Origin of the sequence: Allobosea sp. 117, from assembly GCF_000702305.1 — a bacterium.
Taxonomy (GTDB): domain Bacteria; phylum Pseudomonadota; class Alphaproteobacteria; order Rhizobiales; family Xanthobacteraceae; genus Ancylobacter.
In genome coordinates this window covers 362,960-387,780 of record NZ_JNLC01000010.1, presented here as the reverse complement: position 1 = coordinate 387,780, position 24,821 = coordinate 362,960, and the positions used below count along the sequence as shown (strand labels likewise).

The following is a 24,821-nucleotide window of genomic DNA, read 5'->3' as shown; positions in this document are numbered from 1 at the left end:
GGGGCGCTCATCGCTCCAGCCCCAGCAGGCGCCGGTTGGCGGCATGGTCGGTACCGGCGGCGGCGAAATCGTCGAAGGCCCGCTCGGTGACGCGGATGATGTGGCTCTTCACGAAGGCCGCGCCCTCGCGCGCGCCATCCTCCGGGTTCTTCAGGCAGCACTCCCACTCGACCACCGCCCATCCGTCGAAATCCATCGCGGCGAGCTTCGAGAAGATGGCGCCGAAATCGACCTGCCCGTCGCCGGGGCTGCGGAAGCGCCCGGCCCGGTTGAGCCAGGGCTGGTAGCCGCCATAGACGCCCTTGCGGCCGGTCGGATTGAACTCGGCATCCTTGACGTGGAACATGCCGATCCGCTCGGCATAGATGTCGAGATGGTCGAGATAGTCGAGCTGCTGCAGCACATAGTGCGACGGGTCGTAGAGCATCTTCGCGCGCGGATGGTGGCCCACGCGGTCGAGGAACATCTCGAAGCTGTCGCCGTCGTGCAGGTCCTCGCCAGGGTGGATCTCGAAGCAGATGTCGACGCCGCATGCCTCGGCGTGGTCCAGGATCGGCCGCCAGCGGCGCGCCAGCTCGTCGAAGGCCTGTTCGACCAGCCCGGCCGGCCGCTGCGGCCACGGATAGAGATAGGGCCAGGCGAGCGCGCCGGAGAAGCTCGCCAGCGCGGTGAGGCCGAGGTTCTTCGAGGCGGTCAGCGCCTTCCTCACCTGCGCGACGGCCCATTCCTGCCGCGCCGCCGGCCGGCCGCGCACGGCCTCAGGGGCGAAGGCATCGAACAGCGCGTCATAGGCCGGATGCACGGCGACGAGCTGCCCCTGCAGATGCGCCGACAGTTCCGTCACGGCGACGCCGCTGGCAGCGCCCTGCCCTACCCAGTCCTCGCACCAGCCGCGTGAGGCCGCCGCCGAATCGAGATCGAGGATGCGCGCATCGCCGGTCGGCACCTGCACGCCGAGATAGCCGCAGCCGGCGGCCCAGCGCGCGATCGATTCCCAGCCGTCGAACGGAGCCTCGGCGCCGATGAACTGCGCCAGGAAGAGGCCGGGCCCCTTGATGGTGCGCATCTTTCCTCCCGATCGGGCTTTGCCGACCAACCGTTTGTTTTTGTAATCGGTTGCAGACAGCGTAACCGACGTATGTAATCGATTGCAATAACCTTTATCAGCTATTTAGATGACAGGCGGACGCGAGGCAGGCGCGACTCGCGCGGAGCATGCCAGATGCAGGAAAGGCCGAAGATCGGGGATGTCGCACGGATGGCGGGGGTCTCCACCGCCACCGTCAGCCGTGTGCTCTCCAATCCGCAGATCGTCAGCGCCGAGACGCGACGCCTCGTCGAGGAGGCGATCCGCGAGACCGGCTACCGACTCAATCAGGCGGCGCGCAACCTCCGGCACCGGCGGACCGGCGGCATCGTCGCGCTGGTGCCCAATCTCGCCAATCCGTTCTTCTCGCAGATCCTGTCCGGCATCGCCTCGGTGCTGGCTCCCGCCGGCTTCAACCTGCTGGTGGCCGATACCCGCGCGGAGGGCGGCGCATCGATCCTGAACTATGCCGAGCCGAGCCGGGCCGACGGGCTGATCGTGCTCGACGGCTCGCTGCCCGCCGAGGCGCTGGCGCGGCGCGTGCCGGTGGTGCTCGCCTGCGAGTGGATACCGGGTCTCGCCGCCCCGCGCGTGAAGATCGACAACCGCGCGGCGGCGATGATGGCGGTCGAGCATCTCATCGGGCTCGGCCACCGGCGGATCGCTCATGTGGCCGGGCCACCCGGCAACGTGCTCACGCAGGCCCGGCTCGCGGGCACCGAGCAGGCATTGGCCGAACGGGGGATGCCGGCGCCGCTGGTGCTGCCCGGCGATTTCACTCTGGCCTCCGGCCGGCGCGCCGGCGAGGCCTGGCTGGCGCTGCCGGCGCGCGAGCGGCCGACCGCCGTGTTCCTCGCCAGCGACGAGATGGCCTGCGGCTTCATCGGCGAGGTGCAGCACCATGGTGTCGCGGTGCCGCGCGACGTCTCCGTCATCGGCTTCGACGACATCGAGCTCGTCGCGCACATGACGCCGCCGCTCTCCACCATCCGCCAGCCGCGCGAGGCGATCGGCCGCCGGGCGGCGCAGCGCCTTTTGGATCGCATCGGCGGCGACGACGGCGCCGAGGACACGATCCTGCCTGTGGAACTCGTGCTGCGCGGCAGCACCGCGGCATGGGCGGCCATCCGGTGAGCGGGCGGGCCCTCTAGAGCCGTTCAGTGTTTGATGGAAACACTGAACGGCTCTAGGTTCTTGTTTTGTCGCGTTTTCTTCACGCGAACCGGCGCCCGCTTCGCTCAAAAGCGCTCTAAAGCAGCGCGTTCATGATGCGCTCGCGGCTCAAGGGAAGGTCGCGGATGCGCGCGCCGAGCGCCCGCGCCACCGCATTGCCGATCGCTGCCGCCGTCGGCCCCTGCGCCACCTCGCCGAGGCCGAGCGGCGCCTCGCTCCGCCTGTCCAAGAATTGGATTTCAACCTCCGGCACCTCGGAGAAGCGCAGGATCGGGTAGTCGTCCCATTGCGCGCACACCGGGCGGCCGTCTTCAAAGCGCACGCTCTCCTTCAGCGTCCAGCTCGCGGATTGGATCACCCCGCCCTCGACCTGGTTCGCCGCGCCGTCCGGATTGATCACCAGCCCGGCGTCGACGGCGCACCAGACCTTGCGCAGCCGGACATCCTCGTCGAGCTCCACCTCGGCGACGGCAGCGAAATAGGCGGCCTTGTTCTTGTAGCGGCCGAAGCCCATGCCCCTGGCGATGCCTTCGCCGCGCGGCTCGTCCGACGACCAGCCGGCCATCGCCGCCGCCGTTTCGACCACCGCGCGCGCCCGCGGGTCGGTGAGCAGCGCGAGCCGATAGGCGACCGGATCGCGGCCCGCCGCTTCCGCCAGCTCGTCGATGAAGCATTCGATGGCGAAAATGTTGGCGAAGGCACCGAGCCCACGCAGCGACGACGTCCGCACCGGATGAGCCGCCGCGAAATGGGTGACAATGCGCTGCGCGGGCAGGTCGTAGAGCGCCAGGGCGTTGCGGGCGGAGCCGAAGCCGTTAGCGTCCGGCACGTCGGCCGGCAGGGTGCGCGGCGGCGCACCCGGCAGAGCCTCGGCGCCGATCAGATTGATCGCCCCGCTCATGCCGGGACGCTGGCCGTGCGGGCCGGACCAGATCTCGATGCTCCAGTCCGCCGGCAATCCGTCGGCATTAAGCGCCGCGCGCAGCTCGACCGCCATCGGCGCGCCGAAGGGGGAAGCCGTCAATTCGTCGGCGCGGGTCCATTGCGCGCGCACCGTCTGGCCCGGCCGGCGCAGCGCCAGCAGCGCGGCGTCGAAGGCGACGTCATCGGCGCCGTTGTGTCCGTAGCAGCCGGCCGACTGCCGGTGCTGGACGGAGATGGCTTCGGGGGCGAGGCGGAATGCGCGCGCCAGCGCCTGCCGCAGCGGGTAGACGCCCTGCGAGTGCGTGGTGACGGTGAGCTGCCTGCCGTCCCAGCGGGCGAGCGCACAGCTCGGCCCGATCGAGCCATGTGAGATGAAGCCGCGCGAATAGGCCGCCTCGACATGCTCGCGCTGCGCCGCCGGGCCACCCTCGGCGATGACGCGGTCGGTCGTCGGCTGCCGCCGGAGCCAGCCGCCGGTGGTCACCTCGTCCGGCACCTGCTCGCCACCGCTCCACGTCGCCTTGTCGCGCGCGACCGCGGCGGCCGCCTCGACGCTGGCCTCGTCCTCGCCCATGAGAGCGAGGAAGCCGCCTTCGCGCAGGATGTCGATCGGTCGGCGTGCCGCGCGGCGGAGCGGCCCCTCGTCGAGCGGGCCGAGTACCGCGCCCCGCCAGGGCTGGCGCAGCACCCGCGCATGCAGCAGATCGGGCCCGGTCAGGTCGTGGATGAAGGCGCCGCCGCCGATCTTTTCCGGCAGGTCGAGGCGCGGCACCGAGTGGCCGACGAGGCGGTAGGCCTCCGGTGACTTGGCGCGCGCGCCGCCGGTGATGTCGCGGGCGAGATCGATGTCGCCCGCGAGCCGCCAGTAGTCGAAACCCGTCGGCTGCCCGTCGCGGCGGAAGGCGCCGTCCTCGACGCTCAGCTCCTCCACCCCGCAGCCGAACCGTGCGGCGGCGACGGCGAGGAACCGCGCCCGCACCTCGGCGCAGACGATGCGGACGGCGCCGCCCGATCCCTCGACCGACAGACTGCCGGCCGTATAGCCCTCGTTCGGCCCGTCGCCGGTCACGCCGGAGACGAGGTCCAGCCGCTGGTGATCGACGTCGAGCTCCTCGGCGGCGATCTGGGCTATGGCGGTGAGCACGCCTTGGCCGAGTTCGACCTTGCCGGTCGCGATGCGCACCCGTCCCGGCGTCTCGAAGCCGATCCAGGTGTCGAGCCGCGGGTTGTCGGCGAGGCCGCGGGGCAGCGGGCCGGCAATCATGTCACCTCGCCGGCGGCGAGGTTGGCGGCGGCGCGCTGCACCGCGCGGATGATCCGGTTATGGGCGCCGCAGCGGCACAAATGCCGGTCGAGCGCCGCCACCACGGCGGCGCGATCCGGACACGGTTCGCGCACCAGCAGCACCCGGGCGCTCATCACGATGCCCGAAAGGCAATAGCCGCACTGGCCCGCCTGCTCGGTGATGAAGGCCGCGCGCAGCGCCGCCAGCACGGGGTCGTGCGCGGCATGCTCGATGGTGGTGACGGACCGGTCGGCCACACTCCAGGCCGGGCGGGAGCACGCATAAACCGGCTCATCATCGACCAGCACGGTGCAGGCGCCGCATTGCTCCAGCCCGCAGCCGAAGCGCGAGCCGGTCAGCCCCAGTTCGCCGCGCAGCACCGCGAGCAGCGGGACATCGCCGGAGCCGTCCACCGCGACCGGCCGCCCGTTCACGGTGAACCGGACCAGCTCCGGCGCTATCCCGCTCATGCCCCTTCCGGCTCCTGGAAGGCGACCTGCCGGGTCTGACGCACCGCGGGCAGCACGATCAGCGCCAGCAACACCAGCGAGGCGATGACAAGGCCAAGGCAGATCGGGCGCGTCAGGAAGATCATCGGGTCGCCGCCGGAGATCACCATGGAGCGGCGCAGATTCTCCTCCATCAGCGGGCCGAGCACGAAGCCGAGCAGCAGCGGCGCCGGCTCGCAGCGCAGCCGGATGAAGACGTAGCCCAGCACGCCGAAGCCGGCAGTCATCAGGACGTCGAAGGCGCTGTTGTTCACCGTGTAGACCCCGATCGCGCAGAACAGCATGATCGCCAGATAGAGCAGACGATAGGGGATGCGCAGCAGCCATACCCAAACGCTGATCAGCGGCAAGTTGATGACGACCAGCATGAGGTTGCCGATCCACATGCTCGCCACCAGCCCCCAGAACAGCTCCGGGCGCTCGGTCATCACCATCGGGCCAGGCTGGATGCCGTGGATGGTCAGCGCGCCGACGATCAGCGCCATGGTCGCATTGCCGGGGATGCCGAGCGTCAGCATCGGGATGAACGAGGTCTGCGCGCCGGCATTGTTGGCCGCCTCCGGAGCGGCGACCCCTTCGATCGCGCCCTGCCCGAAGCGCCCCGGCTCGCGCGACAGCTTCTTCTCGAACATATAGGCCGCGAAGGAGGAGAGGATGGCACCGCCGCCCGGCAGCACGCCGAGCAGCGAGCCGATGCCGGTGCCGCGCAGCACCGCCGGGAAGCCGCGGCGGAAGTCGTCCCGGCTCGGCCAGAGATTGGATACCCGCCCGCTGAGCACCGTGCGGTCCTGCGAGCCATGCGCGAGCGTGGCGATGATCTCGCTCAGCCCGAACAGTCCGATCGACAGCGGCACGAAGCCGATGCCGTCGGCGAGGTTCGGAATGTCGAAGTCGAACCGCGCATTGCCGGTGTTGACGTCGGTGCCGACCATGCCGAGCAGGATGCCGAGGAAGATCATGGCGACCGCCTTCGGCACCGAGCCGTTGGCGAGCACCACGGCGGCCAGCAGGCCGAACATCATCAGCGTGAAATATTCCGGTGCGCCGAAGGAGCGGGCGATGCTCGCCAGCGGCGGCGCGGCCAGCGCGATCAGCAGCGTCGCCACCGTGCCGGCGAAGAACGAGCCGAGCGCGGCGGCCGCCAGAGCCGGCCCGGCGCGCCCGCGCCGCGCCATCTGGTAGCCGTCGAGGCAGGTGACCACGGCCGATGTCTCGCCCGGCAGATTGACCAGGATCGCGGTGGTCGAGCCGCCATATTGCGCGCCGTAGAAGATGCCGGACAGCATGATCAGCCCGGACACCGGCGTCAGATAGAAGGTCAGCGGCAGCAGCATCGCCACCGTCGCCACCGGCCCGATACCCGGCAGTACGCCGATCAGCGTACCGACCAGGCAGCCCACCAGCGCAAAGCCGACATTGGCCGGCGTCATCGCGACGTCGAAGCCAAGCGCAAGATGGGCGATGAGATCCTGCATCTAGAATTCCGGCCAGATGTCCATGGAGAGGCCAAGGCCCCAGACGAAGACGAGCACCGAGCCGGCGATGAGCACCAGCCCCAACGCCAGTGTCTCCAGCGGGCGCACGCCACGGCTCGCAAAGGCACCGATGACGATCAGCGCGGTCGCCGCAGCCACCAGCCCGGCGCGATCGACCAGCAGGCCGAAGGCGACGATGGCGAGCGGCACCATCAGCAGCGGGCGCCACGCCAGCGGCTCTTCCGGCTCGCGTTCGGCCTGAAAGCCCCGCACGGCGATCGCCGCCCCGAGCGCCAGCATGATCCAGCACACGAGGCGTGGCACATAGCCGGTGCCCATGCGGGCGGCGGTGCCCATGTCGTAGTCGCGCACCAGATAGAGGCCGAACAGCGCGATCGCCGCGAACATCAGGCCTGCCAGCAGGTCCGGCCGTCCGGTCGGCTGCGCGCCGTCGGCCGGTTGCGGGGCGGGGCGCTCAGCCATCGGCGCCGCTCGCCGGAATGATCGGCAGCAGGAGGTAGGATTCGTGCCCGCCGCCAGAATGGATGGTGTTCTGTCCGGTATTATAATCCGCGTGATAATGCGTGTAGTGGATGCTGCCGAGGCCGTCGCGCGGCTGGATGTCGAGCCGGATGCGGTGACCCTTCCTGAACACCATGCTGGTCGGCCACACCTCGACCTGCACCTCGACCGGCTCGCCGGGCTCCAGCCAGAGCCGGCGCTTATGCGCGTGATAGGGCCGGTAGGGCCGCGTCAGCTCCGGATCGAGCTCGCGGTGCGACACCCGCAGCCAGCCCTTGGCGACCGGCACCTGCTGGCCCTGCTGGCCGACCTCGAACACGTCGTTGCCGTCCGGGTCGAGATTGCGCAGGGTGAGGAACAGGTCCATGTCCTCGGTCGAGCTCGACACCCAGAACCGCGCCATCACCGGCCCGGTCACCTCGACGTCCTCATCGAGCGGAGGCGTCTCCAGCGCGATGCCCATGCCGGCCATCATCGCCCCGGCGGCGAGGAAGGTGGAGGAGGCGGAGGCCTGCCCCGCCTTGCCGGCGCCGCTGGCGAAATAGGTCCGCGCATGTGCTTCGGCAGGCGCCTCGCGGGTGAGGCGGCCACTGTTCTTCGGCTGGTCGGCGGACGGCGGCGACAGGTCGAAATAGAACTTCGTCCACTGCGTGCGCGCCAACGGCCATTCCTGCTCGTGGCGCCAGAAGCCCTCGCTGTTGCCCTTGCGGATCCACAGCTTGACCGGCGGTTCGTCCATCACCCCGTTGTCGACGCCCTTCAGCCAATGGTCGAGGAAGCGGAGCTGATCGGTGCGCCCGTCCTCCGTATAGAAGGGGTGCACATGGTTGCCGGCATGGATGCGCAGCTTCTTGTTCTTGGAGGCGGCGCGCAGATAGGCCTCGGTGTTGCCGCGCAGGTGCAGCCCCATGCCGGACCAGTTGCCGACGGTGAGGAACGGCACGGTGATCCTGTCCCATTGCGCCTGCTCGCCGCGAAAGGCGCCGCTGTCGAGGCTGTTGCGCACCCATTTCCACAGCGTGTTGGTCTGGAACGTGTCCGGGTTGTGCCGATAGGCGCGCCCGAGCAGATGGTGCATCAGATGGGTGACGAACCAGTTGGTCATGAACAGGTTCAAGAGCCCGCCGTGGAACAGCGCGTCGCGGTAGAGGTCGGCGAAGCCCTCCCACGGCACCATGGCCTTGAGCGAGGGCGGCTGCAGATTGGCGACGAACCACTGGTTGATGGCGAAATAGGAGATGCCGCACAGGCCTACCTTGCCGGAGCTCCACGGCTGGTGGCCGGCCCATTCGATGGCGTCGTAGAAATCGATCGCCTCCTGATAGGACCAGGGCTCGCCCTGGCCGGGCGACTTGCCGGTGCCGCGGGCGTCCACCCGCACCAGCGCATAGCCGCGCGGCACCCACCATTCCGGATTGACGGTCTCCCAGTTCATCAGCGGATTGGCCTTCTCGGCCAGATCGTCCGGCGGCACCCAGACCTTGTCCTTCTGGTAGGGGCCGAGATTCATGATCACCGGAAATGGACCCTCGCCCTCCGGCCGAAAGACGTCGGCCTTCAGGCGGACGCCGTCGCGCATGGGGATGTCGACATCCTTCTCGACGACGATGCGGGTGGAGGGGACGAGCGAAGAAGTAGGAGCGTTCATCGACGAAACCTTCAGCAACGGATGCAGGGCATGCGAGGCGGCGCGGGCCCCTTCCTCATTCGAGCGAGACGTTGGCCTCGGCGACCGTCTTGCGCCAAAGCTCGATCTCGCTGGCGAGCCAGGCCTGCGCATCCTCGGGCGATTTGCTGGGATCGGCGGTGATGATCTGCTTCTGGAAGGCCTCGACCATCGCCGGGTGAGCCAGCGCCTCGGCCACCGCCTTGTGCAGCGTGGCGAGCACCTCCTTCGGAGTTCCGGCCGGGGCGAACAGGCCCTGCCAGTTGAAGGTGCCGACGCCGGCGAAGCCGAGCTCCGTCATGGTCGGGACGTCCGGATATTCCTTCATCCGGGTCTTGGTGATCACCGCGAGCGGGCGCAGGTCGCCGGACTTCACGACGCCGAGCGAGCTCGCCGCATTGATGAAGGCCGTCTGCACGTCGCCGGTGATCAGGTCGTTGATCATGCCCGCGGCGCCGGCCTTGGTCGGTACGTGCACCGCCTCGAACCCCGCCTTCTTGGCGAACACCGCCATGTCGAAATGCGGGTAGCTGCCGACGCCGGCGCTGGTGTAGCGCAGCTTGCCGGGATTGGCCTTGGCATAGGCGATGAGGTCGCCCAGCGTCTTGGCATCGAAGCCGCCGGCGGTGGTGGAGACGACCACGGCGGGGATCACGGCGAGCCGCGCCACGGCCACCACGTCCTTCTGATAGTCGATCTTGAACTTCTTGGAATAGATGACGGGCGTGATGGCGTTGGTGGAGACGTTGCCGACCATCAGCGTGTAGCCGTCGGGCTTGGAGCGGGCCATCTCCTCGATGGCGAGGATGCCGAAGGCGCCCTGCTTGTTGTCGACCACGAAGGACTGCCCGAGCGCCTCGCGCAGCCGGTCGGCCAGCAGGCGGGCGACGATGTCGGTGGCCCCGCCCGGCGCGTAGGGCACGAGGATCTTCACGGGCTTCGACGGATAGGTGTCGGCGAACGCCGCACCGACGGCGAACGTGGCGGCGACGAGGCCGCACAGGAGCGTTCGGATATGCTTCACGGCACGACCTCCCAGGCCAGCACCGCGAGCCGGACGAAACCACCTGCGCAGCCCTCATGCCTGCCTTGCGCCATGCAAAGAGGTGGGTCCGAGGGCCGCCATCGTCTCGCTTCCGGCGGCGGATGGCAGTGGCGTTTCCCTGGCTGCCCCGTGTCCCCGGAGGTCAGCAGATCACCGGCGTGTCGCCGGCCGATCAAACGTGCGGACTGGGGGTCATGTTTTCCAATGATAAGATGTAATCCTCCGAATTAGGAATGCTGATGGGCATCCTGTCGACGCACGTCTCTCCATCATGTCCGATGATCCTTTTCATCATCATTCATAATTTGCGTTGATGACCCCGGCTCCTACCATGATCCCAAAGACCGAGTAGGGCGCCTCGGCTCCCTCCAACAAGGTCGTTGCGTGGGAGGAAATACCGATGAGGCTCACCAGAGTCCTGGTGGCCGCCCTCGCCTTCGCGTGGGTGAGTGCCGCTTATTCGCAGACCGCACAGCCGTATCCGAACCAGCCCATCCGCATCGTCGTCCCCTACGGTCCGGGGGGAGCCACCGACATCGTCGCCCGCATCCTCGGGGAGCGCATGACCACGCTGCTCGGCCAGCCCGTCGTGGTCGAGAACAAAGCCGGCGGCAACGGCGTCGTGGCCATTCAGGACGTCGTCCGCTCGAAGCCCGACGGCTATACGCTGCTGATCGGCAACGTGACGACGAACACGCTCAATCCGATCATCGTCGGCAAGGAAATGCCGGTCGACCCGTTCAAGGAGCTGGTGCCGATCACCAAGCTGATCGAGGTGCCGGCGATCTTCCTCGCGACCAAGGTCAATTTCCCGCCCAGTACAATCCAGGAGGTCGTCGCCTATGCCAAGGCCAATCCGGGCGCGGTGAACTTCAACAGCGCGGGCTACCTCGCCTATTCCCATCTCGACTTCATCCAGTTGCAGAAGCGCACCGGCATCGAGATGACGCTGATCCCGCTGAAGGCGGGCGCAGGCGGCGGCCAGATAGACCTCATCAACGGTGAGGTGCACGTCGCGATCCAGAACGCGGCGACGGTTCTGCCGCTGGTGCAGTCCGGCAAGCTCAAGGCGCTCGCCGTCACCGGCGACAAGCGTCTGGCGGGCCTGCCGGACGTGCCGACCACCAAGGAAGCAGGCTTCGAGGGCTGGGGAACCAATGCCTGGCAGGCCTTGTTCGCCCCGGCCGGCACGCCACAACCCATCGTCGACAAGATCTTCGCGACCGTGAAGGAGATCATGATCTCCGACGACGCGAAGAAGAAGTTCGCCGACGTCACGATGACGATCACGCTGAGCGACTCGCCGGCCGGCGCCGCCAAATGGCTGCAGAGCGAGCGCGTAGCGTGGGAACCGGTCGTCACCGAGGCCAAGCAGCTCGCCAAGCCCTGACACGCCACGGGAATCACTCCGGCGCGTGGTCTCGCCACTTGGCCATCGACGCGCGCCGGACATGTCCTTGCTCCAACTGTCGGCAGGCTCGCCATGCGTGTTCGCTTGCGCAACCAGCAGGACTTCGCCTGCGGTGTGCTGTTTCTTGCCATCGCCGTCGGCGGCTTCATCGTCGCGATGGACTACCCGATGGGCACGGCGGTGCGCATGAGCGCGGGCTATTTCCCACGCACGCTGTGCCTGCTGCTCGGCGTCATCGGCGTCTATGCGGTGCTGCGTTCGCTGACCGTCGAGGGCGAGGCGATCGAGAGGATCGGACTGCGTCCGGTGCTCCTCGTCCCACTCGCGGTGCTGCTCTTCGCCCTCTCGATCCGCAGCCTCGGCCTTGTCGTGGCGGCCTTTGCGATCGTGGTGGTCGGCAGCCTCGCCAGCCCGCAGATGCGCTGGCGCGAGACGCTGGTCGCCGCCGCGGTGCTCGCCGCCGGCACCGTCGCCCTGTTCATCTGGGGCATCGGGCTGCTCATACCGGTCTGGCCGGAGTTCTAGGCCGTGGAGCTGCTTTCCCACATCGGCTTCGGACTGTCGGTCGCGGCTCAGCCCGAAAACCTGGCCTTCGCATTGCTCGGCTGCCTGATCGGGACGCTGATCGGCGTGCTGCCCGGCCTCGGGCCGCTCGCCACCCTCTCCATGCTGCTGCCGATCACCTTCCACCTCGAGCCGGTGACCGCGCTTATCATGCTCGCCGGCATCTATTACGGCGCACAGTATGGCGGCTCGACCACCGCGATCCTCGTCAACCTGCCGGGCGAAAGCTCGGCCGTGGTGACCTGCCTCGACGGTCACCAGATGGCGCGTCAGGGGCGCGCGGGAGCCGCGCTCGCCATTGCCGGGCTCGGCTCCTTCTTCGCCGGCACGGTGGCGACGCTGGTCATCGCGGCGATGATCCTGCCGCTGACGCGGCTGGCGCTCACATTCGGCGCCGCCGAATATTTCTCGCTGATGGTGCTCGGCCTGATCGCCGCCGTGGTGATGGCGCGCGGCGCCATCTTCAAGGCGCTGGCGATGACCATCATCGGCCTGCTGCTCGGCCTCGTCGGCACCGACGTGCCGACCGGCATCCAGCGCTTCACCTTCGGTTCGCCCGAGCTCTATGAGGGGCTCGACTTCGTCACCATCGCGGTCGGGGTATTCGGCCTCGGCAGCATCATCGCCAGCCTCGAAGCCGGCGAGGACGCACAGACCGTCTCGGTGCTGAACCAGAAGATCACCCGGCTCTGGCCGAGCCGCGACGATTTCCGCCGTGCCTGGCCGGCCGTGCTGCGCGGCACCGGGCTCGGCTGCGTGCTCGGCGTGCTGCCGGGCGGCGGGGCGATCCTGTCGTCGTTCACCGCCTATGCGATCGAGCGCAAGCTTGCCCGCGACCCGTCCCGCTTCGGCAAGGGCGCGGTGGAGGGCGTCGCCGCGCCGGAATCGGCCAACAACGCCGGCGCGCAGACCTCCTTCATTCCGATGCTGACGCTGGGCATACCGCCGAACCCGGTTATGGCCGTCATGGTCGGGGCTTTGATGATCCACGGCGTGCGCCCCGGCCCGCAGGTGCTGGAGCAGCGCCCTGACCTGTTCTGGGGCATGATCGCCTCGATGTGGATCGGCAACCTGATGCTGATCGTCATCAACCTGCCGCTGATCGGCATCTGGGTGAAGCTGCTCAAGGTGCCCTACCGGCTGCTCTTCCCCGCCATCCTCCTGTTCAGCAGCATCGGCGTCTACAGCGTCAACAACAGCACCTTCGACGTGGTGCTCGCCGCCGGCTTCGGCGTCCTCGGCTATGTCTTCGCCAAGATCGGCTGCGAGCCGGCGCCGCTCGCGCTCGGCTTCGTGCTCGGCCCGATGCTGGAGGAGACGCTGCGCCGCGCCATGCTGCTCTCGCGCGGCGATCCGCTGGTGTTCTTCGAGCGCCCGCTGAGCTGCGCCATGCTGATCACCGCCGCGGTCATACTGGCGGTGGTGCTGTCCCCGCAGATCAAGCGCGGGCGCAACGAAGCGTTCCAGGAGCAGCCCTGATGGGGCTGGCCGCCGACATGCGGGGGCGGACCGCGACGCGGGTCGCGGCATCCACCCTCGCCGATTTCGCGTCGGGCGTGCTGGCGGCCTGCGGGCTGCCGGCGCACGACGCCGGCGCCGCCGCCGCGCTGATCGTCGAGGCCGATTTCACCGGAGTGCCGACACACGGCGTATTTAGACTACCGGAATATGTCGTCGCCTTCGAAAAGGGGCTGGTCAACCCGAACCCGTCGATCAGGGTCGAGCGGCACGGCGCGGTCGCCCATGTCGACGGCGACAACGGCCTCGGCCATCTCGCCGTCGCGGAAGCCGCCCGCGCGGCGATCACGATCGCCCGCGAGACCGGCGTCGGCTGGGTTGGCACCCACCACTCCAACCATGCGGGGGCCGGCTCGGTCTATGCCGCGCTGCCGCCGGCGCAGGGCATGGTCGGAATCTATGCGGCCGTCTCGGGCGCCAACCACATGGCGCCCTGGGGCGCCGCCGAGCCGCTGCTCGGCACCAACCCGCTGGCGATCGGCATTCCCGCCGGCGACGATGCGCCGTTCCTGATCGACATCGCCACCTCGGTCGGGTCGTTCGGCGCGATCAAGGCCAGGGCGCTGCGCGGCGAAGCCATTCCGGCCGGCTGGATGATCGACCGGCGCGACGGCGCGCCGCTGACCGATCCCGCCCGTATCGCCGAGGGGCTGCTGGCGCCGATCGGGGACCACAAGGGCAGCGGCCTCGCCATGGCGATCGGGCTGCTCGCAGGCGTCATGAACGGCGCCGCCTTCGGGCGGGAGGTGCGCCGCTTCGATGAAGCGGCCACCGCGCCCGCCAATGCCGGACAGACGGTCATCGCCGTCGATCCGGCCCGCTTCATGCCGCGTGACCTCTTCGAGGCCGCCGTCGCCCGACATCTCGCCGACGTCGCCGCCGCGAAGCCGCTTGCGCGCGGCGCACGGGTCCGCTGGCCGGGCGAGCGGCGCGCGGCGCTGCGCGCCGATCATCTGGCGCACGGGGTGCCGATCGAACCGGGTCTGCTGGAGCGACTGAACGCGCTCGGCGCCCGCCTCGGCGTCCCCGCCCTCGGCCCTTTCGACCGCGACGAGAACTAGGAACCGCGATGTCCGATGCACCTCGATATTTCATGTATTTCCCCGGCAACTACCGCTGGTCGGCCGCCTTCATCAACATGCTGGGCCGAACGCCCTATGGCGGCACCGACATCAGTGAATTGCACAAGGCCGGCCGCCGGCTGCAGGGTAAGGCGGCCAGCGACGACGAGGCGTGGTTCGAGGCGTTTCGCGATCTCGGCGACGAGGTGCGGGCGCGCGGGCAGAGCTTCGAGACGACCGGCCACAAGGTCTCGGCCGCCGCCTTTTATCTCCGGGCCTGCCAGTACTACCAGATGGGCGAGCGCTTCCGCGCGCCGAAGGACGAGGCCGCGCTCGACGCCTACCGCGCCGGGGTCGACTGCTTCCACCGCTTCGCCGAGCTCGGGGATCTCGGCATCGAGATCGTCGAGGTGCCGTTCGAGGGCGGCAGCCTGCCCGGCTATTTCGTGCCCGCCCAGAACGCGCGCGGACCGCGCACGCCCTGCGTGGTGTTCTTCGACGGGCTCGACGTCACCAAGGAGATCCAGTTCGTCTGCGGCGTGCCGGACCTGATCAAGCGCGGCATTTCCGTGCTGGTGATGGACGGCCCCGGCACCGGCGAGGCGATCCGTTTCCGCGGCTATCATCTGCGCCACGATTACGAGGCCGCCGGCAGCGCCTGCATCGACTATCTGGAGACCCGCGCCGACGTCGACCCGAAGCGCATCGGCGTGGTCGCCATCAGCCTCGGCGGCTATTACGCGCCGCGCTGCGCCTCGATGGAGCCGCGCTTCGCCGCCTGCGTCGCCTGGGGTGCGATCTGGGACTATCACGCCGTGTGGAAGCGCCGCATCGAGGCGCATTTCAACGCCTCGATGTCGGTGCCGGGGCATCACATCATGTGGATCCTCGGCGTCGACAGCCTCGACGAGGCGTTGCGCAGCCTCGAGCCCTACCGACTCGACGGCGTGGTGCAGCAGATGCGCTGCCCGTTCCTCGTCACCCATGGCGAAGACGACGAGCAGGTGCCGCTGGCCGACGCGGTGGCGCTCTACGAGGCCTGCGGCTCCTCCGACAAGACCCTGCGCGTCTTCACCGGCGAGGAGGGCGGCGCCCAGCACTGCCAGCGCGACTATCTCGCCTTTGGCGCCGCGACCATGTGGAGCTGGTTCGAGGACAAGCTCTTCGCCTGACCCATATCAATGCCCAACGGAGAACTGACGATGGACGTCTTCAACCTGGTCGAGGAACAGCGCTTCAGCACGACCGAGCATGTCGAGAAGATCCTCGGCCATATCGGCGGCGGCGATTACACCGTCGCCTGCTGGGAAGCCGGACAGATCAGCCCCTATCATTGCCACCCGCAGGCGACCGAGATCTATTTCTGCTTCTCCGGCGGCGGCGTGATGAAGACCCCGGAGCGCACCGTGGATATCGTGCCCGGCGCCTTCGTGGTGCATCCGCCCGGCGAGCTGCACGAATATGAGAACGGGCCGCAGCGCACGCTGCTTTTCCGTATCCGCTACGGCGAGGACATGGTCTCCCGCCATATAGACTGGCGCGGCAACCCGCACTGGAAGCAGCGGCCGGCAGACGCCGCCTATTTCGAGGGGCTGAAGGCCTCCTGACGGCATCGCGCGCCGCTCGCCTCCAGAGCGGCGCGCCGCAGCCTCACCGCGGAATGCGCGGCAGCAATATCGAGGCGGCGCCGTGCAGCGTCGTGGTGCCGCCGAACACATCGGCCGGGCGGTTATCCGGATCGTCGTGCAGGAACGGCCCGCAGCCGGTCATCTCGTTGCGGAAATGGCCGAGCCGGGCGCCGGTCGGACGCGACGTGACATAGTCGCAGCCCTTCACCGTCAGGCCGATGCGCCAGCCGGCGGGAACGACGATCGAGGTCGGCCAGAGTTCGACGTCGAGATCGACCGCCTCGCCCGACGTGAGCTTCCATTCCTCGTCATGGGTATGATAGGGCCGCCACGGCGTGCTGAGCGCCGGATCGAGCCTGCGGTGCGAGGCGCGCAGCCAGCCCATGGTCAATGGTGCATGCGGATCGATGGCGCCCATGAACACCTTCTCCTCGCCCGACGGGTCGTAGAGCCGGAGGACGAGGAACAGGTCGGCGTCGCTGGTCGAGGACGAGACCCGTAGCCCGGCGGCGCTGGGGCCGGTGAACTCGGTGTCACGCTCAAAGGGCGCGGAGAGGAAGGTTACGCCCTCGCCGAGCGCGTCAAACGACAGCGGCTCGGCGTTCGGCACCGGATCGGCTGACAGGTACCTTCCTGCGAAGTCGAGATACAGCCGCGTCCACTCGGTCGAGGGCAGCGGCCAGGCGGCTTCCTCGCGCTCCTCGAAGCCGTCGACATGGCGCACCTTGAGGATCACCGGCTTGCGCGCCGTCCAGCCGGTGTCCTCGCCTTTCAGGAAATGCCCGAAGAACTGCTTCTGCAGGCGCACGCCATAGTCGGTGTAGTATTCTGTCCAGTGTTCGAGCCCGTGCAGCTCCAGCCATTTCTGCGTCGATTCCGAGCGGATATAGCCCTCGACATTGCCGCGCAGATGCAGCCCCTGCCCGCCCCAATTGCCGGCCGAGAGCAACGGCACGGTGATCTCGTCGAACCGGCCGGTGCGGACGCGGTGATAGTCGTCGTCGAGCGGATGGGAGCGGATATCGCCGCCATAGTCGCAGCGGTTGCGCGCCAGTTCGGCCTCATCGAGCGTCTCGGGGCCGCAGACGGTCTCGCCGGTGACGCGCGAGCGCGGGCCGCGTTCGCCGAGCCCGTGCTGCACCGACTTCACCTGGATGTCGTACCAGTTGGCCCAGAAGGTGGAGAGTATGCCGCCATGGTGGGTCATGTCGCGGTAGCTGTCGGCGGCGCCTTCCCAGACACACATCGCCGCCAGCGAGGGCGGCCGCAGCGAGGCGACGTGCCACTGGTTGATGCCGTAATAGCTGACACCCGACAGCCCGACCTTGCCGCTGCTCCAGGGCTGGCTCGCCGCCCATTCGATGCAGTCGTAGAGGTCGTCGGTCTCCTCCGGCGAGAAATGCGAGACGTAGCCCGGCGAGCGCCCGCAGCCGCGGCTGTCGACCCGCACGAGGACATAGCCGTCCGGCACCCATTTCTCCGGGTCGGCGACCTCCCAGTTCTGGTAGAGGTTCGAGGAGCCCGCCACCACGTCGGGATGCTTGGCCGCCATCGCGTTCCAGGCGGACGGGTAGCCCTCCTGAAAGGCGAGACCCTTGCCGTAGGGTCCGTAGGACAGCAGCACGGGAAACGCGCCATCCGCCAGCGGGCGGAATATGTCGGCACGGAGGATCAGCCCGTCGCGCGCGCGGATCGGGGCGTTCCATTCCACCCGCATCCCGTCGCGATCCTCGACGCGATGCTGCGGGTCTTCCGTCAGATGCTTCATGAGCTCCGATTCCGCTTCGCACAGGTGTGCGCGATCGGGCCGTCAGGCCTTGATGCCGTGCAGCGAGTGGGTCGTGTCCTTGACGGTGAAGAAGACCGCGTCCGTCTCGCCGGCGGCCTGCGCCTCATGCAGCGCGTTCGAGGGGATGTAGACCGCCATGCCGGGCCCGGCGTCGACCTGCACGCCGTCGATGGTCATGCGCATCAGCCCCTGCAGCACATAGATCCACTGCTCGTTGGGATGCGAATGCGGCTCGGCGCCGGTGCCGCTGGGCATGGTCATCAGCGCCACCATCATCCGGTCGCCTTCGACGCAGGAGCCGTTGGCCGACGAATAGTCGGGGCCGCCGAGTATGTGATTGATGTCGGTGAGCCGAAACAGGTACTCGCCCCTGAGCGCGCGATGCGCACCCTGCGTTCGCGCGGCCGGAGGCCGCCCGGCCGAGTTGACACTGATATGCGTCATTTTCCGTTCCTCCCGACGCGCGATTAGACGGGGAGTTCCCTGGCGACGGAAATGACAAAATCTAATAGGGGACCCGCGCCTTTTCTAATGGCTGCCGCGGCTCGGAAGGGTCTCCCCGGCTACGGGCCGCCGCTCCGCTCAAGGGCGGGAACGATATCTTCCAGATCCTCGAATATCATCGACCCGCCAATCTTCCCGAGCACGCCGGAGCGTTGGAGGATTTCCGTCGGCTCCTTGTGAAGTTCCGCTATGCCGAGCCTGATGCCGCGCTCGGCGAGGTCCTCGCGCGCTTCGTCCAGCATGGTGGCGGCCGTGGAATCCACCTGTGCGATGGCGCTGGCATCGAGGATGAACCATCTGGTGCCGGCGGGAAGCTCGGTCGCGATCGTCCTCAGCCGCTCGCGCACATAGTCGACGTTGAAGAACAGCAGGCTGCCCTGGATCATGCACACCGCGACGCCCGGCAGCGGCCGTGCCGCCGGCGCCCGGTGCAGCTTGTAGAAGCCGCGCCGTCCCGGGATGCGCCCGAGCAGCGCGTCACGCGGGCGCATCTCCTTCAGCAGCACATAAGCGAGGGTGGCGGCGACCGCCACGATCACACCGTTCAGCACGCCGAGGCTGAGCGCGCCCCACATGGCGATCAGCGCGAAGGCGAACTCCATCCGGCTGATGCGCCAGAGCTCGGCGAAGCCGCGCAGGTCGATGAGGCTCAGCGCGGCGGCGACGAGGATCGCGCCGAGCGCCGGGACCGGCAGGATGCGCAGCGCGTCGTTGAGGTAGAGCAGCATGGCCGCCAGGCTGAGCGCGGCGACGATGCCGGCGAGCTGCGAGCGCCCGCCCACGGAAAGGTTCACGGCGGTGCGGGAATCCGAGACCGTCACCGGAAAGCCGCTGAACAGGCTCGAAGCGATGTTCGCCGCGCCAAGCCCGGCGAGCTCGGCATCGGGATCCACGTCGAACTTGCCGCGGGCGCCGAAGCTGCGCGCGGCCACGATGCCCGAGCCGAAGCTGACCAGCCACACGGCGGCGGCTCCGAGCAGCGTCTCCCGGATCGACAGATTGGCGTCGAAGGGAAAAGAGGGCACCGGAAACCCCTCGGGTATCGGTCCCACCACCTTGATGCCCATCGCCTCGAAGCCGAAGGCCCATGAGGCGAGCACCGCGACGGTGACGACCACCAGCGGTCCCGGGATGGGCGATTTCCAGCGTCCGAGCAGCAGCAGCAGGGCGAGCAGCGCACCGCCGAGGGCGACGGAGGGCCAGTGGATGGCCCCGGCCTTGGCGACCAGCTCGATAATCGGCGTGAGGAGGCCTTCGGCCTCGATCTTCAGCCCGGTGAAGCGGCCGATCTGGCCGACCAGGATCGAGATGGAGACGCCGCTGATGAAGCCGAGCAGGATCGGCTTCGACAGGAAGGCGGCGACCACTCCGAAGCGGAGCCTGCCGGCGAGCAGGCACATGATGCCGACGGCGAGTGCGAGCAGCGAGGCGCCGACCACCCGCTCCGGCCCGCCCGTGGCGGACATCGTGGTGAGCACCGCGGCGAGCACCGTCATCGTTGCCGCATCCGGTCCGACGATGAGCTGCCGCGACGGCCCGAAAAGGGCATAACCGATCAGCGGGAACAGGCTCGAATAGATGCCGACTTCCGCGGGAAGGCCGGCGATCGCGGGATAGGCGATCGCGCTCGGCACCGCGACGGTGGCGATGGCCAGACCCGCCGGAATGTCGCTTCGTATCCACGCCGCCCTGAACCCGGCAAACCCCTTCAGAAACGGAAGACCGGCACGCATGGGCCACTCCTGTGGCCGATAGTCATACCACAGGCGGGCTCACGCTTTTACTCGTGGGGCCCGGTCATTCCGCAAGGCGGTCTCCCGCAAGGCGCCCTTCCACGGGCCTTTGCGGGCAGCGTGGAGCTTGCCACCTACCGCTCAAATGATCCGGATGCGTTTCAGATCCGCGATCTCGTCCGGCGAGAGACCCAGCCAGCCACCGAACACCTCGTCATTGGATGCGCCGGGGTCGCGGCCCGCCCAGCGGATGTCGCCGGGCGTATCGCTGAGCTTCGGCGCGGGCGCGGGCATCCGGATCGGGCCGAGCGTCTCGTCGACCAGGGTGCGGATGGCCTCGCGCGCAGCGACATGGGCGTCACCCATCACGTCGGCGATGTCGTTGATCTTGCCCGCGACCACCTTGTTGGCGACGAGCTTCTCCAGCGCGAGCGCGGTAGGCTGGGTTCTGAGCCATGCCGCCACCTCACCGTCGATCGCGTCTCGGTGCATGACGCGGTCGGCCATGGTGGCGAAGCGCGGATCCGTCTTCAGGTCGGGCCGCTCCATGGCGTCGACCAGGCCCTCATAGATGTGCTGCGAACCACAACTGATCGCGATCGCACCGCCATCGGCCGTGGCGTAGACGTTGCGCGGCACGTCCTCTTCCATCTGGTTGCCGAGCAGCGGCTTCTTCTGCCCGGTCTGGTCGTAGCGGACGACGACCGATTCGATGATGCGCAGGAGCGGCTCGTACAGGGCGAGATCGACCATCTGGCCGCGGCCGCTGCGCTCGCGCCGGTGGATCGCCGCCAGCGCGCCGAAGGCGCCGAAGACACCCGCGAGGTAGTCGCCCATCGGAAAGGCGGAGACGGTCGGCCCCTTGTCGGGGTAGCCGGTGAAGGAGGCGAGGCCCGAGAAGGCCTCGGCGATGGTGGCATAGCCGCCCTGCTCGCGATTGGGACCGGTCTGGCCCCAGCCGCTGACGCGCACCCAGACGATGCGCGGAAAGCTCTTGGCGAGCTCAGCCGGATCCAGACCCCAGCGCTCCAGCGTGCCGGGACGGAAATTCTCGATGACGATGTCGCTCTCGCCGATCAGGCGCAACGCCAGCTCCCGCGCCTCGGGCCGCGAGATGTCGAGCGTGACGGCGTGCTTGTTGCGCGCCGTCGTCTTCCACCAGAGCGCGACGCCGTCCTTGTGCGGCGGCCATTCGCGCAGGGGATCAGGCTTGCCCGGCTTCTCGATCTTGACGACGCAGGCGCCGAAATCCGCCAGCATCGAGCCGACGAAAGGGCCGGCCAGCATCGAGCCGAGCTCGATCACCTTGAGGTCCGAAAGGGCGCCTTCGGGCAGGACGCGGGCGGGCGTTTCCATGATGGCTCGCTTTCCGTGAGGGGGCTCGTGGACAGGGCCGACATCGCGATCGGAGGGCGCATAGGGGAAGGCAAGATTGCCGGACGACGGATCGATGACGCCATCGTAATGATGATGCAGCGTCGCGCCACTGGACTGGTAGATAGCGCATCAGACCGGCGCCCGAGGCCAGCCGCCCGTGGCCGCTTTTCCGATTGTCAGGGGCACGCGCCCCCTCTATTGGCAAGGTGCGCGGCGACAATGCTCGCCGCGTGCCGACTGGAGACTGGATGTCAGAGCTTGTGTGACAAGGCTCTCTGAATCTCAGAGAGCCTCGTGAATTCAGAGCCGCCGGGTGCAGCGCATCCGGGGTGTTTTTTCACGTCTGTCATACGAGCATTCCATGAACATCTCACGAGATGAGCAACGTGCGCTGCACGTTCTGGCTCTTGGTGGCCGCATTCTCCACGAACGTGGCGACGGCCCCAAAATCACGTCGGTCACATGCGTCACGCGCGAGGCGATGATCCTTGCGGACTTCGACCTGACCGTCTTCAACCGATTGCGGCGGAAACGGCTGATCGAATCCCGGTCGGGCTGCCCATATCGGATTTCGAAACGCGGCCGCATTGTCGTCCGCGCGCAGCTCGACAATCAGGGGGGCATGGCATGCTGATCCGCGATGAAACGGCCGACGACATCCCGGCGATCAGCCGGCTTGTCACCGAAGCCCTCCTGCTGCTTCCGCAATCCACCGGAACCGAGGCGCGCATCGTCGAGGCGCTACGGGAAGAGGGCGCGCTTGTCCTCTCACTCGTGGCCGAGGAGAAGGGCGAAGTGATCGGCTATCTTGCCGCCTCGGCGGCACGGATCGGGACGCAGGGCGGCTGGGGGCTGATCGGCCCGCTCGTCGTTTTGCCGTCGAGGCATAGGCAGGGCATCGGCACGGCCCTGATGGCAGAGGCCCTCCGCCGACTGCGGGCGACCAGCCGTGGCGCGGCGCTGGTAGGCGACCCTGCCTATTACGGCCGGTTCGGTTTCCGAGCTTTCCCCGGCCTTCACGTAGCCGGCTGTCCTCCCGAGGTGGTTCAGGCCTTGCCCTTCGACGGCATCGAGCCGCGCGGGGAACTGATCCATCACCCGGCATTCGGCCTGGACCAGCAGGGGTGAGGGAGGTCGGCGACAAGGTGCGGCCCGGCCGTTCGTCGCGGCAACGGGCGAGCGGCATAAAAATGGGCGCGGCCAAGGCCGCGCCCAATACCGCCTTGTCCCCAACAAGGCGGATCCCGGAAAGCTCCGGAATCGGAAAAACGCGGCCTCTCGATATGAGATAGCCCGCGTCTATGGCTAGTACGGCGGCGCGCTCCCCACCGCCGCGAGGATGTCGACCAGATCGAGAAAACCGACGATTTTGCCTGCCTTGGTGAACATCACCGTTTCACAGCCGCGGCCGAGCGCGAGGCGCAGGACAGCGCCGGGCGATGCGTCGCAGTCGATCTGCGGATACGCGTTCAGGCTGAGGCTCGCCTCTGCGAGCGCGGTCGGGTGGTGCGCTCCGGCGGCGATGGCTGCGACGAGTTCCGTCCGTCCCAGCACTCCGATCGGATGACCATCGGCCCCTGCGAGGACAACAGCCGGAAGGCCCGCGAAACTCATCAGCGACGCGGTCTGTTCAATCGTCGCGCATTCCGGGACCGTTATCGTCGGCCTTACATCTCTCGAATACAGGTTAAATTCACTCATAAATGCGCCTCATGAGGACTTATCTATCATACGCCTCGCATTATTGGCTGAATATACGACCTGTAATTTCGCTAAACCATGCGTCATAATCATCAGCGTTATTGTGACGCAGCAAGGGCGTATCCGTCAGGCTTGAAATATAACTTCTGACCTCGGTCATCCTGGCCATTTCCACTGCGTAGTCGCCGGTGGTGGTGACGCTGTCGCCGGGAGCGAGCAGGCTCCAGCAGGTGCTCGAATAGGAGGCGATGACGAGGTCCGCGCCGAGCAGGCGGGAGCGCAGCGCGGCTGCCACGACGGCCGACTGGCTCGCCGCAGCGGAAGCCGATTTCGGCATCGGGCTCACTTGTGCCGCATCGCCGAGGACAAGAACGTCGCGGGCGAGGACCGACCCCATGTCCTCGGGCCGGACCGGGCAGAAGCCGGTCTGGTCGGTGAGCCCGGATTCGAGGGCGACGATGCCGGCGGTCTGGGCGGGGATCACGTTTACCAGCGCGCAGTTGCGATAAACGCCGAAACCGGTCCGCACCGTCATGGTGGCGGGATCGACCTCCTCGATCCCTTCATGGATCGATGGCGGCAGCCACTCGATCATGCCGGGATAGTAGCGCTCCCAGCCTTCGAGAAAAAGCGCCATCTTGGCGAAGCGCTCCTTCGAATCGAGGATCACGATCCGGCAGTCGCCGCGTCCGGTGGCGCGCAGCCGATGCGCCATCATCGAGGCCCGCTCATAGGGCGCCGGCGGGCAGCGCGAGGGATCGGGCGGCGGCAGGATGACGATCAGGCCGCCATCCGGCACGGCGGCAAGCTGCCGATCGAGCAGCTCGAACTGCGCACGGCCGATCCAGCCGTGCGGCATCCGTTCGCTCGCCGCGCGGCCCCACCCGGGAACGCTCGCATAGTCGAGGGCGATACCCGGCGCCATCGCCGCCGCGTCGTAGGGCAACGCCGTCCCGTCCTCCAGCCGGACCGCGCGGCGATCCGCGTCGATCCGCGCGGCGCGGGCCCGCACGAGCCGGATGCCGGCGCGGCGGGCGAGTTCGTCATAGCCGAACCGGATCGAGTCCGCGGCGGCGATGCCCCCCAGCACCAGATTAGAGCGGCAGAGGGCGACATATCCCGGCTCCGGCTCGACCAGCACGACATCGAGCACGCCGCCTGATCCCGACGCCAGCTCACTCGCGAGCGCCGCGCCACCGAAGCCGGCCCCGACGATCGCCACCCTCGGCGTCGCCGCCCGCGCCACTGCCGGCATGGCGAGCGCGCCCAGCGCGAGCCCGCCCAGCAGGGCGCGACGGCTGAGGGCCGCCGCCATCGCTCATCCGACCTTCATATAAGCGAAGCCCTTGCCCTGGAGAGCCGCGCAGGTGGCCACGCCCGAGGGTACGAAGGAAATGAAGTCGGCCTGCTTCGCGCGCGACAGGTCGAGCTTGTTCCGCTTGAAGGTGATTTCGCAGAGATAGACCTTGAGCCCGTTCTTGGCGATCGCCTCGGCGCGGGCGAAAAGCTCGGGCGGCAGCTTCTCGTCCGCCCACATCGTGCCATCCAGATTCTCGAGGAAGAACTTGATGCCGCCGGCATGCACCACCAGCACGATCTGCAGGGCAAAGGGATCCGCCCCATAGACCGAGTAGTGGTTGCCGATGTTGTTGAGGGTCTGGGCGAAACGCTCGGTGTCGCCGTAGTCGCAATGATAGAGGCAGGCGACCTCGGCATCCTTCTTGATGTCGTCGAGCTCGATCTGTGCCGGTGCCGCTCTCGCACGCTCCGCCGCGGCGAGTGCGACGCCGCCGGCGGCAAGGCCGGCCACCAAAGACCGGCGGTTAAGTTCGGGCATGTCTTCCTCCTC

The 24,821-nt window shown here is 68.1% G+C and carries 23 protein-coding genes; 9 read left to right on the top strand and 14 right to left on the bottom strand.

The features are described 5' to 3' along the window. Nucleotides 1–7: 7 nt before the first annotated feature. Nucleotides 8–1,066 (bottom strand): sugar phosphate isomerase/epimerase family protein, encoded by a 1,059-nt coding sequence (locus U742_RS0103825; protein WP_029350212.1) that lies wholly within the window; start codon nt 1,064–1,066, stop codon nt 8–10. 156 nt (nt 1,067–1,222) lie between these two features. Between U742_RS0103825 and U742_RS0103820 the strand changes: the two genes are divergently transcribed. Further along, on the top strand, nt 1,223–2,221 hold the full coding sequence (locus U742_RS0103820; protein ID WP_029350211.1) for a LacI family DNA-binding transcriptional regulator: 999 nt from the start codon (nt 1,223–1,225) through the stop codon (nt 2,219–2,221). Between the two features lie 115 nt (nt 2,222–2,336). On the opposite strand, the gene U742_RS0103815 is transcribed toward U742_RS0103820, so the two are convergent. The 6 genes from U742_RS0103815 to U742_RS0103790 are packed head-to-tail and all read right to left on the bottom strand — an operon-like array spanning nt 2,337 to nt 9,665. Then, the gene (locus U742_RS0103815; protein WP_029350209.1) at nt 2,337–4,448 is read right to left on the bottom strand and encodes a xanthine dehydrogenase family protein molybdopterin-binding subunit; all 2,112 of its coding nucleotides are present in this window, start codon (nt 4,446–4,448) and stop codon (nt 2,337–2,339) included. Then, nucleotides 4,445–4,939, bottom strand: coding sequence for a (2Fe-2S)-binding protein (locus U742_RS0103810; protein WP_029350208.1), 495 nt, complete (start codon nt 4,937–4,939; stop codon nt 4,445–4,447). The genes U742_RS0103815 and U742_RS0103810 overlap by 4 nt, the downstream gene beginning before the upstream one ends. After that, entirely contained in the window at nt 4,936–6,453 is a 1,518-nt protein-coding gene (locus U742_RS0103805; protein ID WP_029350206.1) for a tripartite tricarboxylate transporter permease, read from the bottom strand. The genes U742_RS0103810 and U742_RS0103805 overlap by 4 nt, the downstream gene beginning before the upstream one ends. Further along, nucleotides 6,454–6,936 carry a tripartite tricarboxylate transporter TctB family protein gene (locus tag U742_RS0103800; RefSeq protein ID WP_029350204.1) on the bottom strand — a complete coding sequence of 161 codons (483 nt, stop codon included), beginning with the start codon at nt 6,934–6,936 and terminating at the stop codon, nt 6,454–6,456. Then, on the bottom strand, nt 6,929–8,623 hold the full coding sequence (locus U742_RS0103795) for a CocE/NonD family hydrolase (protein WP_029350203.1): 1,695 nt from the start codon (nt 8,621–8,623) through the stop codon (nt 6,929–6,931). Before U742_RS0103795 ends, U742_RS0103800 begins: the two co-directional genes overlap by 8 nt. 55 nt (nt 8,624–8,678) lie before the next feature. Next, nucleotides 8,679–9,665 carry a Bug family tripartite tricarboxylate transporter substrate binding protein gene (locus U742_RS0103790; protein ID WP_029350202.1) on the bottom strand — a complete coding sequence of 329 codons (987 nt, stop codon included), beginning with the start codon at nt 9,663–9,665 and terminating at the stop codon, nt 8,679–8,681. A 421-nt stretch (nt 9,666–10,086) separates the two neighbouring features. On the opposite strand from U742_RS0103790, the gene U742_RS0103785 reads away from it, so the two are divergent. From U742_RS0103785 to U742_RS0103760, 6 genes are all read left to right on the top strand, one after another. Then, nucleotides 10,087–11,076, top strand: a complete 990-nt coding sequence (locus U742_RS0103785) for a Bug family tripartite tricarboxylate transporter substrate binding protein (RefSeq protein WP_029350201.1) — start codon at nt 10,087–10,089, stop codon at nt 11,074–11,076. Nucleotides 11,077–11,169: 93 nt separating this feature from the next. Beyond that, complete coding sequence (locus tag U742_RS0103780; RefSeq protein WP_029350199.1) at nt 11,170–11,622, top strand: tripartite tricarboxylate transporter TctB family protein; 453 nt, start codon at nt 11,170–11,172, stop codon at nt 11,620–11,622. Nucleotides 11,623–11,625: 3 nt separating this feature from the next. Then, complete coding sequence (locus U742_RS0103775; protein WP_029350197.1) at nt 11,626–13,140, top strand: tripartite tricarboxylate transporter permease; 1,515 nt, start codon at nt 11,626–11,628, stop codon at nt 13,138–13,140. Next, a complete protein-coding gene (locus tag U742_RS0103770) occupies nt 13,140–14,240 on the top strand; it encodes an Ldh family oxidoreductase (protein WP_051660839.1) in 1,101 nt (366 codons plus the stop codon). The genes U742_RS0103775 and U742_RS0103770 overlap by 1 nt, the downstream gene beginning before the upstream one ends. Nucleotides 14,241–14,248: 8 nt before the next feature. Continuing rightward, nucleotides 14,249–15,412, top strand: a complete 1,164-nt coding sequence (locus U742_RS0103765) for an alpha/beta hydrolase family protein (protein WP_029350193.1) — start codon at nt 14,249–14,251, stop codon at nt 15,410–15,412. A gap of 30 nt (nt 15,413–15,442) precedes the next feature. Further along, nucleotides 15,443–15,847, top strand: a complete 405-nt coding sequence (locus U742_RS0103760; RefSeq protein WP_029350192.1) for a cupin domain-containing protein — start codon at nt 15,443–15,445, stop codon at nt 15,845–15,847. Nucleotides 15,848–15,890: 43 nt separating this feature from the next. On the opposite strand, the gene U742_RS0103755 is transcribed toward U742_RS0103760, so the two are convergent. From U742_RS0103755 to U742_RS0103740, 4 genes are all read right to left on the bottom strand, one after another. Next, complete coding sequence (locus U742_RS0103755) at nt 15,891–17,636, bottom strand: CocE/NonD family hydrolase (protein WP_038360411.1); 1,746 nt, start codon at nt 17,634–17,636, stop codon at nt 15,891–15,893. 42 nt (nt 17,637–17,678) lie between these two features. After that, on the bottom strand, nt 17,679–18,101 hold the full coding sequence (locus U742_RS22425) for a cupin domain-containing protein (RefSeq protein ID WP_051660837.1): 423 nt from the start codon (nt 18,099–18,101) through the stop codon (nt 17,679–17,681). A 119-nt stretch (nt 18,102–18,220) separates the two neighbouring features. Further along, nucleotides 18,221–19,894 (bottom strand): SulP family inorganic anion transporter, encoded by a 1,674-nt coding sequence (locus U742_RS0103745; RefSeq protein WP_029350186.1) that lies wholly within the window; start codon nt 19,892–19,894, stop codon nt 18,221–18,223. Between the two features lie 141 nt (nt 19,895–20,035). After that, nucleotides 20,036–21,250, bottom strand: a complete 1,215-nt coding sequence (locus tag U742_RS0103740; protein WP_029350185.1) for a CaiB/BaiF CoA transferase family protein — start codon at nt 21,248–21,250, stop codon at nt 20,036–20,038. A gap of 382 nt (nt 21,251–21,632) precedes the next feature. On the opposite strand from U742_RS0103740, the gene U742_RS0103735 reads away from it, so the two are divergent. Further along, on the top strand, nt 21,633–21,905 hold the full coding sequence (locus U742_RS0103735) for a YjhX family toxin (RefSeq protein ID WP_029350183.1): 273 nt from the start codon (nt 21,633–21,635) through the stop codon (nt 21,903–21,905). Then, complete coding sequence (locus U742_RS0103730; RefSeq protein WP_029350180.1) at nt 21,899–22,399, top strand: GNAT family N-acetyltransferase; 501 nt, start codon at nt 21,899–21,901, stop codon at nt 22,397–22,399. The genes U742_RS0103735 and U742_RS0103730 overlap by 7 nt, the downstream gene beginning before the upstream one ends. Before the next feature lie 177 nt (nt 22,400–22,576). On the opposite strand, the gene U742_RS0103725 is transcribed toward U742_RS0103730, so the two are convergent. From U742_RS0103725 to U742_RS0103715, 3 genes are read right to left on the bottom strand one after another with little or no spacing between them, the layout of a single operon-like run. Then, a complete protein-coding gene (locus U742_RS0103725) occupies nt 22,577–22,972 on the bottom strand; it encodes a CBS domain-containing protein (RefSeq protein WP_156034121.1) in 396 nt (131 codons plus the stop codon). Nucleotides 22,973–23,012: 40 nt separating this feature from the next. Next, entirely contained in the window at nt 23,013–24,287 is a 1,275-nt protein-coding gene (locus U742_RS0103720) for an FCSD flavin-binding domain-containing protein (RefSeq protein WP_029350176.1), read from the bottom strand. Nucleotides 24,288–24,290: 3 nt separating this feature from the next. Continuing rightward, nucleotides 24,291–24,809, bottom strand: a complete 519-nt coding sequence (locus U742_RS0103715; protein ID WP_156034120.1) for a DsrE family protein — start codon at nt 24,807–24,809, stop codon at nt 24,291–24,293. Nucleotides 24,810–24,821: the final 12 nt, after the last annotated feature.